This is a genomic window from Rhizobium sp. 9140 (assembly GCF_900067135.1).
Taxonomy (GTDB): Bacteria; Pseudomonadota; Alphaproteobacteria; order Rhizobiales; family Rhizobiaceae; genus Ferranicluibacter.
The window spans coordinates 169,707-180,049 of sequence record NZ_FJUR01000006.1; the positions used below are offsets into that span (position 1 = coordinate 169,707).

Annotated in this window: 10 protein-coding genes and 2 pseudogenes; 2 read left to right on the forward strand and 10 right to left on the reverse strand. The window is 61.4% G+C overall.

The features are described 5' to 3' along the window. Positions 1-95: 95 nt before the first annotated feature. A pseudogene (locus GA0004734_RS26655) lies at positions 96-262 on the forward strand (IS5/IS1182 family transposase); the annotation flags it as partial. A 246-nt stretch (positions 263-508) separates the two neighbouring features. On the opposite strand, the gene istB reads toward GA0004734_RS26655, so the two are convergent. The 10 genes and pseudogenes from istB to GA0004734_RS25720 all read right to left on the reverse strand — a co-directional run bounded on the left by istB (position 509) and on the right by GA0004734_RS25720 (position 9,084). Further along, on the reverse strand, positions 509-1,267 hold the full coding sequence (istB, locus tag GA0004734_RS25680; protein ID WP_092930036.1) for an IS21-like element helper ATPase IstB: 759 nt from the start codon (positions 1,265-1,267) through the stop codon (positions 509-511). Further along, a complete protein-coding gene (istA, locus tag GA0004734_RS25685) occupies positions 1,264-2,760 on the reverse strand; it encodes an IS21 family transposase (RefSeq protein WP_139056207.1) in 1,497 nt (498 codons plus the stop codon). Before istA ends, istB begins: the two co-directional genes overlap by 4 nt. 122 nt (positions 2,761-2,882) lie before the next feature. Further along, a pseudogene (locus GA0004734_RS25690) lies at positions 2,883-3,140 on the reverse strand (transposase family protein); the annotation flags it as partial. Between the two features lie 645 nt (positions 3,141-3,785). Then, a complete protein-coding gene (gene argE, locus GA0004734_RS25695) occupies positions 3,786-4,976 on the reverse strand; it encodes an acetylornithine deacetylase (RefSeq protein ID WP_245292659.1) in 1,191 nt (396 codons plus the stop codon). Continuing rightward, a complete protein-coding gene (locus GA0004734_RS25700) occupies positions 4,973-6,046 on the reverse strand; it encodes a CapA family protein (RefSeq protein ID WP_092938900.1) in 1,074 nt (357 codons plus the stop codon). The genes argE and GA0004734_RS25700 overlap by 4 nt, the downstream gene beginning before the upstream one ends. Positions 6,047-6,067: 21 nt before the next feature. After that, positions 6,068-6,769, reverse strand: coding sequence for a TRAP transporter large permease subunit (locus GA0004734_RS26850; RefSeq protein ID WP_348626133.1), 702 nt, complete (start codon positions 6,767-6,769; stop codon positions 6,068-6,070). Further along, a complete protein-coding gene (locus GA0004734_RS26855) occupies positions 6,766-7,335 on the reverse strand; it encodes a TRAP transporter large permease subunit (RefSeq protein WP_348626134.1) in 570 nt (189 codons plus the stop codon). Before GA0004734_RS26855 ends, GA0004734_RS26850 begins: the two co-directional genes overlap by 4 nt. A gap of 28 nt (positions 7,336-7,363) precedes the next feature. Then, positions 7,364-7,981 (reverse strand): TRAP transporter small permease subunit, encoded by a 618-nt coding sequence (locus GA0004734_RS25710; RefSeq protein ID WP_280949533.1) that lies wholly within the window; start codon positions 7,979-7,981, stop codon positions 7,364-7,366. A gap of 3 nt (positions 7,982-7,984) precedes the next feature. Continuing rightward, a complete protein-coding gene (locus GA0004734_RS25715; RefSeq protein WP_139056359.1) occupies positions 7,985-8,317 on the reverse strand; it encodes a hypothetical protein in 333 nt (110 codons plus the stop codon). Between the two features lie 119 nt (positions 8,318-8,436). Further along, on the reverse strand, positions 8,437-9,084 hold the full coding sequence (locus tag GA0004734_RS25720; protein ID WP_175386707.1) for a hypothetical protein: 648 nt from the start codon (positions 9,082-9,084) through the stop codon (positions 8,437-8,439). A gap of 232 nt (positions 9,085-9,316) precedes the next feature. On the opposite strand from GA0004734_RS25720, the gene GA0004734_RS25725 reads away from it, so the two are divergent. Beyond that, the gene (locus tag GA0004734_RS25725; RefSeq protein ID WP_092938908.1) at positions 9,317-10,120 is read left to right on the forward strand and encodes a MurR/RpiR family transcriptional regulator; all 804 of its coding nucleotides are present in this window, start codon (positions 9,317-9,319) and stop codon (positions 10,118-10,120) included. Positions 10,121-10,343 lie beyond the last annotated feature (223 nt).

The window sequence follows — 10,343 nt, forward strand, 5'->3', positions numbered from 1 at the left end:
GCGCCAGAAAATGGTATTGCGCATTCTTCACAAACGGATCATCGGCCGGACTGAAGTGTATAAGTGGCCCTAGATTTATAGACGGCTAAACCGAAATCGCCATTAGGCAATACGCCAAGCGGACGGCTTGCTATGCAGTGACTTGAGAGATCGCGAATGGTGACCGGTTCAGCCTTTACTGCCGGTTTCCCGCCGCTTAGGTCGCCGTCGCGCAGATGAATTACGAGAGGCGGTGAGTGCTGCACTCTACATCGCCACCACGTGACGCCGATAGTGCGCGTTACCGAAGGATTTCCTGCCCTGCTCAAAAGTCCGGCTCGCAGATCGGCGAGTTGGGTTAGAATCGTCAGTGCAACCGATTCTCTAATTGGCTAGTTGTCAACGGCGGAGTAAAATCCTGCCACGCGGCGGCGCAAAAGTCGGCCACTTGTGGCGCGCGCATGAGACCGCCGGGAGGGCTTAGGCCCGAGCGGGGGTCTCATGCGCGCGTTGCGATTTTCGAAGGGCGTCAGCCGGCCTTTCGGGCGCGGCTTTGGGCGAGACGATAGCTGTCGCCGTTCATCTCGAGGATGCTGACGTGATGGGTGATGCGGTCGAGCAAAGCGCCGGTCAGGCGCTCGGACCCCAAGGTTTCCGTCCATTCGTCAAAAGGAAGGTTGCTGGTGATCAGGGTCGCGCCTCGCTCGTATCGTTGCGAGATCAGCTCGAACAGCAATTCCGCGCCGGTCTTTGACAGCGGCACGAAGCCCAGTTCATCGATGATCAACAGCTGGTAGGCGGCCATCTGCTTCTGGAACCGGATGAGACGCCGCTCGTCGCGCGCCTCCATCATCTCGCTGACCAGTGCGGCCGCTGTCGTGAACCCAACGGACAGGCCCTTCTGGCAGGCGGCCAGGCCGAGGCCGAGCGCCACATGGGTCTTGCCCGTGCCGCTGGGGCCGAGAGCGATAACGTTCTCCCTGCGCTCGATCCATTCGCAGCGCGCCAGTTCCAGCACCTGCATCCTGTTCAGCTTTGGGATGGCGGCGAAGTCGAAACTGTCGAGGCTTTTGACGACCGGGAACCTGGCCGCCTTGATGCGACGCTCGACCTTGCGACGGTCCCGTTCGATCATCTCCCGCTCGGCAAGCCGGGTGAGGTATCCGACATGATCGACGCCTTCGGTGGCGCACAGCCGGGCCAGCTTCTGGTACTCGCGCTGGAAACTCGGCAGCTTCAGGGTTTTGAGATAATGGGTGAGAAGGATCTCGGGTGCTTGGGTGTTCATGCGACTTCTCCCGCATCCGACGACAGGAGACGCATATACGCCTTCGCCGATGTCGTCTCGACCGTCGCCCTCGGCAAATACGGGTAGATGGACAGGTCCAGTCTGGGCGGCCGGCGTTCCACCCGGCACAGGATCAGATGCTTGACGGCGTCAAAGCCAATGGCGCCAAGCTGGATCGCCTGCTTCACCGCCGCATGCAGATCGGCGAGTTCGAAGCTCTCCAGCAGGCGGAGGACCTGCACGTACTCACGCCGGCCGTGTTTGGCCATGCGGCCTTCCATCAACCGGCGCAGCGTAGCGAACTCTTGCGGCAAGTCCCAGCCCTGGAGGGGCGCTGCCTGATCCAGCGAATTGATCTTCTGCTCGATCAGCGGCAGGTAATGGACAGGATCGAAGACGACGTCTTCCCGTTCCCAGCACCGAGGATGGCGGGCGATGATCTCGCCACGGCCACCAATGACCACTTCGTTGACATAGCCGCGCACCCACACATCCTGATGGCCATAGGCGACCGGGACGGAATAGTCGTTGGTCTTGTAGCGCACCAGCGACTGCGCCGTCACCTTGGCACTTGCCTGGTCGCAGGCATCAAATGGCGAGGCTGGCAAGGCGCGCATGGCAGCCAGATCGCGCCGCAAGCGCTCGCCGATCGTCTCGCTCTCGCCGCGCAGCCTGTCGCGCTGGCGCTTCCGGCACTGCTCCTCCAGAAAGGTGTTGAACGCCTCCCATGTCGCAAACTGCGGGATCGGTACCATGAAGTTGCGCCGGGCATAGCCGACGAGACCCTCGACGTTCCCCTTGTCGTTGCCCTTGCCGGGACGGCCATAGCGATCCCGGATAAGGTAGTGGGACAGGAAGCCGCTGAACAACGTCGCGCGCTTGCGGGTGCCGTCAGGCAAAATCTTCGCCACCAGGCAACGGTCGTTGTCGTAGACGATCGATTGCGGCACGGCGCCGAAGAAAGCGAACGCATGGACATGGCCATCGACCCAGGCCTCGGCCACTGCCGCCGGATAGGCCCGCACGTAGCAGCCGTCGCTGTGCGGAAGGTCGAGCACGAAGAAATGCGCCTTCTGCTCGACACCGCCGATGACCACCATCGCCTCACCGAAATCGGCCTGCGCATGGCCGGGCGGATGCGACAGCGGCACGAACACTTCCTGGCGGCGCTGATCCCGCTCGCGCATGTAATCCTTGATGATCGTATAGCCGCCAGTGAACCCGCATTCGTCTCGAAGCCGGTCAAACACCCGCTTGGCCGTATGGCGCTGCTTGCGCGGCACTTGTCTGTCTTCGTCCAGCCAGTGATCGATCGTCGAGACAAACGCATCCAGCTTGGGCCGCCGGATCGGTGATTGTCGCTGATAGCCAGGTGGCGTCGAATAGGACAGCATCTTGGAAACGCTGTCGCGCGATATGTTGAAATGCTTTGCAGCCTGACGCCGGCTCATGCCTTCCGAGCAAGCCAGTCGAACCTTCAGATATAATTCCACGGTATAGATCCCCAGGCCCTCCTGCGCTCATTGCAGAAGAGAAATAGGTGGCCGACTTTTACGCCGCCCGAAGCGGGACAATCCCGCCGCTACCGTGGTCTAATTTTGCACCGCCGCTCTCACGTTCGTCGTGCGCTTTCCCCATGTGCACATCGCCAGCGGCTCAGCAGGAGCTTCACTGTCACGGGCTTGCCCTGGACTGGCAGATCCTGGAGGCTGCGGCAGGACCAGCCATGCCGACTTCGGCTTCGACATCCACAATCGGGGCATACTCCGATCTTGGATCCAGCTGCGGAAACAACCCAACCGTGATCAACGGTGAGCGCGACACCCAGTACTTTGACCCCTGGACCGGGCGACCATTTCGATTTCGTTCGCATGCCCGCCCATAGCCAAAACCTCGCTAACGGCGAATGAACCACACAAAGTGAGGAAGAACCCGATTAAGTGCCACGCGACAAGTTCACCTAAGCCGCTGGGCTGCCAACGATCAGCGAGATCCTAATCGCTTTGATCCTGCGCAACACGCCGCTACGCCAGCCGCCGGTGTTGACCGCCAAATCGCTACGGCGGTTGTTGCAGATAGCCGGGACTCGCAAAGAGGTGTGAGAAGTCAGCGACCTGAATGGGCGCATGATCGAACCGATCGGGAACGGGAAAAACCAGTTTGGCACTTTGAGCCTGGAAGCTCGGGATTAAGATTTTGGACCCGCCCCGCAGATCACCATACCGGCCCGCGGCCTTTGCAAGCGCCGCAACGAAAGGCCTGACAGAAGACCGCACTCGATCACACGTCAAAGAAGGTCAGAAACTTCTTGCCAAACGGGCGGCAACCACAGAAGTGCGAAGCGACAACGAGGCCGTCCTCAAGGCCGAAAAAAGACTTCTTCAACAGCCTGCTCGACTGCCCACACCACCAGCGACGTTTTGAGACCTCGCACTTGTGCGGTTCCCGCAGGCATGTTCCAATACTGCCGATCTGCCAGAAAGCTGACTTGCAGCAACAAGGACGACATCGGTTGGTTTCAACAAATCACAGTAACCAGGTCGATCAGGAAGTCCCCGCATGCGTCCAGTTGGTCGACAGCAATGAATTCGTCTGGCTGGTGCGCCTGGCGGATGTCTCCGGGCCCGCAGACGATAACCGGCATCTCCATGGCCTCGCGGAAGCAGCCCGCCTCCGTGCCGTAGGACAACTTCACGTCGCTGTTGCGGCCTGCGCACCGCTTGACAATCGTCACGGCAGGATGGTCGGTAGCCATGTTGAATGCCGGATAAGCATATGCCGGCTCGACGGCGACCCCGCAGCCAGGTTTGCGCTTCGCCATGGCCCGGTCGAGGCGACGAACCTCCGCCATGACGAGGTTCTCCGTCAGGGCCGCCGGGTCCACCCCGGGGAGGAAGCGGAATTCCATGTCGACCACGCATCGGTCAGGAACGATGTTGACCTGCCGGCCGCCAGTCATCACCCCGACATGGACGGTGGTATATTCGATGTCGAAGCCCTGCATGAACGGCCCCCGGCGGGCTATTTCCGCTTGTGCCGCAGTGACGGAGGTCACCAGCTCCGCGGCATAGGCGACCGCGTTCACCGCCGTCGGCGCCCGGCTTGAATGCGCAGCCTGCCCGGTGAAGGTCAGCCGGAAAGTGCGGTTGCCCTTGTGCGCCAGCCCGACGTCCATCATCGTTGGCTCGCCGACGATGCAGAGATCCGGTCGTATCGCGCGGCGATTAAGATCGCTGATGATGTCATGAACGCCCAGGCAGCCCAGTTCCTCGTCATAGGAGAGAGCGAGGTAAATCGGCTTGCGCAGATCGCGTGCTGCGATCTCCGGCAGACAGGCGAGCACGCAGGCGACGAAACCCTTCATGTCGGCCGAGCCGCGCCCGAAAAGGCGGTCGTCGACACGAGTCAATTCGAAGGGCGACGTCGACCATGCCTGCCCATCGACCGGCACCACATCCGAATGACCTGACAGGATCAGACCGCCATCCACATCCGGCCCGAGTCGCGCGACAAGGTTCGCCTTTAGCCCGTCCTCCGAGGGCAGACGCCATGTGTGTGCCCCGTGGGCGTGAAGACAGGACTCGACGTAGTCGACGAGGTCCAGGTTGGACCGGTCGCTGACTGTATTGAAGCCGACGAGGTCACCAAGGATCCTGATGGAATTGTCACGACGGGTCGACCGGTCGCCTGCGGTTACGGTCACTGTCACGGGCGGATGACTGCCTTGCCGTCAACGATCTCGACGGCGGTCCCGTAGCGCTCCGACAGCTTAGCGACGCGTTCGAGGATCATCTGGCCGGCAGGTGTCCCCCCGACCATCACCGGGAGGCCGTCAGACTGGCACTCGGTCGGAATGAGGGTGATGGCGCGCACGCCGTCGCGTCCGATCTCGAGCTCCGCGACAACGGACCAGGGATCTATGTCCTCGAAGATTTCCAGCTGCCTCGGCGTCGCGTTGATGCGATCCTGCTGTGCCACGTTGTTGCCAAGACTGTAGATGACGGGCTTGCCGTCGATTATCTCGATCGCGGTCGGGCTGTGGCCGTGATTGCCGAGGATCATGTCGGCCCCAGCCTCGATGATCTGGTGGGCAAGCGGCCGCTGGTAGGTCGCCAGTGGCGTGCCCCTGCCATAACCCCAGTGCATGCTGACGATGGTCACGTCCGTCTCGGCCTTCAGCCGGCGAATCGCCTGGACGAGCAACTCGACGTCTTCCGGCTCCGCATAGCTTTCCATCTTGATCGGCGCGCCGGGCTCGATCATCATGCCGATCGGATCGAGCGCGGCGAGCTGGCGGACGCGGACGGCCGCAATGCCGGGACGGTCGGGTAGCACGGCGTAGTAGGGCGGCACCAAGCACGAGGCCGCCAAGATGCCGACCTTGATCCCGTTAACATCGCGCACGAATGGCCGCCAAGCGTCTTCGGGGGTGCGTCCGCCGCCGACCGGCTCGACGCCACCCTCCCGCAGATTGTCGAGCGTGTCGAGAAATGCATCCGGCCCGTAGTCCCATGTGTGGTTGGTCGCAACCGTCATCACATTGAACCCGGCCTTGCAGAGATCGCGCCCGACCTGGGGCGGCACGAGATAGGCGATGGTCGAGTCCGTTCTGAAGCCGCGCGTCGAGAACTGCACCTCGCACGATCCCCACACCAGATCTCCTTTCGCCATATCGGCCATCAGCCGCGTGAAGCCGTCGGAGTTAACCGCGTCTTCGCCGAAGAGGGGATGACGGATGACGATGTCGCCAGCCGCGGTCATTAGAAAGCTGTCAGACATGCGGTGTGATTCCTTAGGGTTTCAGAGGAAGACGCTGGTCATGCTCGGGAAGACGATCAGCAGCGCAAGCATCACGAACATCGCCAGGACGAAGGGCAGCGTTCCGACGATTACGTCGCCAATGCCACCCGTCGGCCGGATACCCTGGACGACGTAGAGGTTGATGCCGATCGGCGGCGTGATCATCGCCAGTTCGACTAGGATCATCATCACGACGCCATACCAGATCGGGTCGAAGCCGGCCGCGAAGACGATCGGCGCGATGATCGGGATCGTCGCGATCATCATCGACAGCGTCTCCATGAAGCAGCCGAGGATGACGTAGAAGACGATGACGGCGAACAGGGTCCACATCGGCGACAGTCCGAGATCGGACATGAACGCAGTGATGGAGCTCGAAAGTCCGACGCCGGACAGAACGAAATTGAGGAAGTAGGCGAACACGATGATCAACATGATCATGCCAGTCGTGCGCATGGTGTTTTCGAAGGCGCTCAGCAGGACAGCAGGTTGCAGTTTGCGTCGCGTCGCTGCGAGGACCAGCACGGCGAGAACGCCCAGCGCTGCCGACTCGGTTGGCGTCGCGATGCCAGCATAGATCGATCCGATAATGACGAAACAGATGATGAGCGGCGGCACAAGGTGTTTCAGCGACGCAAAGCGCTCAGCCCATGTCGCGGTGATGCGGACTTCCTTGTCTCTGGAAAGGAGGCTGCGGATCACGATCGTCCGGCGAACATCGCAGCCATGATCAGGCCCGGCACGATCGCCGCCATGTACAGCTGTGGGATCGAGGAGTTGGTCAGCACGCCGTAGATGATCATGTTGATCGACGGCGGGATTAGGATGCCGAGCGTCCCACCGGCCGCGATCGAGCCGAGGAATAGTTTCTCATCATACCCGTATTTCCTCTGCTGCGGGATCGCAAGCGTACCGATCGTCGCCGCAGTGGCGACGCTTGAACCGGACGTCGCCGAGAACATGGTGCAGGACGCGACATTGGCGTGCATCAGGCCGCCCGGCAGCCACGACACCCATTTGCTGAGCGCGGTGTACATCTCTTCTGCAATGCCGGTGCGCAGAAAGAGTTCGCCCAGCAGGATGTAGAGCGGGACCGCCAGCAGCGTGTATTCGGTAAATGCCCCCCAGCTGATCTCGCCCAGCGCCCGCCAGAGCGGGATGTCGGTGAAGATGAAATTGAGCGACAGGCCGAGCAAGCCCATCACTGCCGCCACCGGAATGGCGAGGAAAACGAGGACCATCAGGCCCACGAAAGCGAATGCGATCATTGTTGACTCCAGGCGTCCGGTTCAGGACTCAGGTGCGGATCTCGTCGTCGATCTCTTCGTCGATTGTCTTGATCCCGGAGAGCGCGGCGACCTGCCTGTGCTGGCTCGTGAGGAACAGGTAGAATATCCGGGCCAGCAGATAGGCCTGGACGAGCAGGAAGAAGCCGAGGCCGGCCGTCCAGATTGATTGCGGTATCCAGAGCGTGACGCCGAGCGGCGTGTTGGACCGGGAACCAAGTTCGAAGGAAGTCGACGTGGTCATTAAGGCCTGCTGGAACAGCAGAGTGGTAACGGCGATGAGACCTGCCAGAGCCAGGATGTCCAGCGCGGCCCGCTTGCTGGACGACAGCTTCGCATAGACTAAGTCGATGCGGATATGCGCGCGGTGTAGCAGCGTGAAGGCGAGCGACCAAGCCACGCCGATCGCGAAGATGTAGGATGAAATCTCGTCAACGCCGCCGAAGGAATGCTGGAACAGGCTGCGCATCAGCACTTCTAACCCGACAAGCAGGGCGGACAGCAGAAGCAGCCACCTGAGATCCAGACAGACCAGCGGGAAACCGACCGGAGCAGCGTGAGCATGGAATGATCCGTGATTGAGGGAAGGGGCGAAGGCGGCGCGGCGCCTTTGCTGATTGCTTCGCAAGCCTTACTGGCCAGCCTTAATGCCAATCACCGTGCCGACCGACGCGTTCCAGTCGGTCAGGCAGTCGGCGCCGCAGCGCTCGCCAAAGCGCGGCAGTACGACCTCGCTGACGAGGCGCGAACGCTCCGCCGCGTCGCCCTCGGCAGCGGCACTAGGGTCATCGCGCCCTTCTTGCCGAAGGTGCAATCGCCGCCGGTGGCGCAGGTGAGGCCCTCGGTCGTCCGCTTGTCCGCGGCCGCCCAGATATCGTCCTCCAGCTTGACGAACTCGGCCGTCAGCAGCCGTCTGGATCGACGGGTCGAGCTTGTTCCAGGCATTGGTGTTTACCGCGTACATGAACGGGCTCCAGCCGACGGTCAGCGGATAGAGGTGAGTCGTCACCCTCATGCCAACCGGCGCTGTTCCCGGAGAACGTGCCAGTGACGGCGCAGTCGATCACGCAAGCTGCAGCGACGTCACCACTTCGCCGAACGGCATGGTAACGGTGACGCACCCGCCGCTTCGACGAAGTCGGCGACGGTGCGGTTGCCGGTCCGGACCTTCTTGCCCTTCAGGTCAGCGAGGCCGGCGACAGGCGTGCGGCACCAGAACACCTGGGCCTCGGCCGGATAGATCATCAGCAGCTTGATGCCGTATTTCTCTTCATAGAGCTTCGACAGGGTTGGCTTGTAGGCGTTGGTAATCTTGCGCGCGCCCTCGATGTCCAGCGCGATGCCGGCCAGGTCCGGGCCCTCGTTCTGCGGGTCGTCGCCGGCGACGTAGCCGAGTGCGGACGTGCCGAAATCGATCACGCCCATGCGCATCAGGCGGAACACTTCCGGCCCCTTCAGGCCCTTTTCGTTGAGGCTGGTGATCGATGCGGTGACGTTGCCGCCGGTCAGCGTCGGCAGGCGCTCGGTCCAGAACGGTACTTCGATTTCCTGATAGATGCCGGCAGTCGCCCATCCACCTTGAACCGTCAGATTGGTCTTGGGATAGTCCTGCGCAGCGGCCGGTCCAACTACCATCAGCACTGCGGCAGCCGCCGCGGCGGCAAAGTGTTTCTGCATGTCCAACATCAAGTTCCCCTTATGGTTTGGATGGAATTGCTCGGGAGTTTCCACGCCCTCTCGGTGGAGGACGGAATCATCGGTCGGCAACGCGGATAGGGCGAGGACACGGCTCGGTCTGCGGATGAACCCGCAGTGACCGGCTGGCTTCCACCCATCTCTCGGCGCACCATATGATGCGTGTAGGCTATTCCCCTGCTTGAAAAACGTTCTTGAAAAGATGTTTCCATACGGACATAAAATTGTAAAGTATTTTTTATAACGATAGGCTGGGAGGAAAACGACCATGAGTTCTAACCAGCGAAAGCCGCTTTCCCTTCTCATTCACGAGCGGGCTGGCAGCTTATCGCCAGCAGATCGGCAACTAGCCGACGTGATTCTGTCGTTTCCGGGCGAAATCGCCAGCTACACTGCGGTGGAACTAGCCAAGATGGCCGGCATTTCTAACGCTGCGGTCAGCCGCTTTGTCCAGAAGCTTGGTTTCCGCAGTTATGAGGACATGAAGCGGCACGCACGCGACCTGCGTAGCGAAGGTGCTCCGAACTACCTGTTGGAGAAGGGACCGACCGACACGGTCGGCCAGATCGCCCGCCATGTGCATTTCGGACAGCAGAACATCGCCGAGACCTTTAGCGGTCTCGACCCGACGGCTTTGGCTGCGGCGACGCAGGGCATTGCAAGCGCCGAGAAGATCGTCTTCGTCGGCGTGCGCAACGGCCATTTCCTCGCGAAATATCTGCGGTGGCAGATCAGCTTAGTGTGCCTCAACACCGTGCTGTTGCCGAGCGACGGGGAGACGATCGCCGAGTCTCTGTCCAGCCTGACTGAACGTGATGTCGTGGTCGTCTTCGCCATCCGCCGGCTGGTGCCGCTGATCCGTGCAACGCTGGCCCTGCTGCCGCAACTGAGAGCCCGTTCGTTATTGATCGTCGACCAGCACTACCGCGAGCCCCTGCAGCCGACATGGCTGCTGCGTTGCGTGACGCACAGCCCCTCGCCCTCGACAACCATGCGGCCGTACTGCTGCTGTGCCACATCATGGCCGACGAAGTGTTGCGGCTACGCGGCGATGCTGGCCGGCATCGCCTGACCGAGATCGAGGACATGCACCACGTGCTGGGCGAGATTTAATCCCAGCTCACCCGTTCCGGTCAGATCCACAGTTGAGTGGAGGCGAACGAAGCGCAAATAGGCTCTTGTGACGCTGATCAGCCCCGGGCGGAGTGACAACCCATTGGTATCATTCGCAAGTCGCACTTCATCCTTGAACCCACCCCGCTACAAACAATGTCAAAAGCCGATTAGTGGCGCGA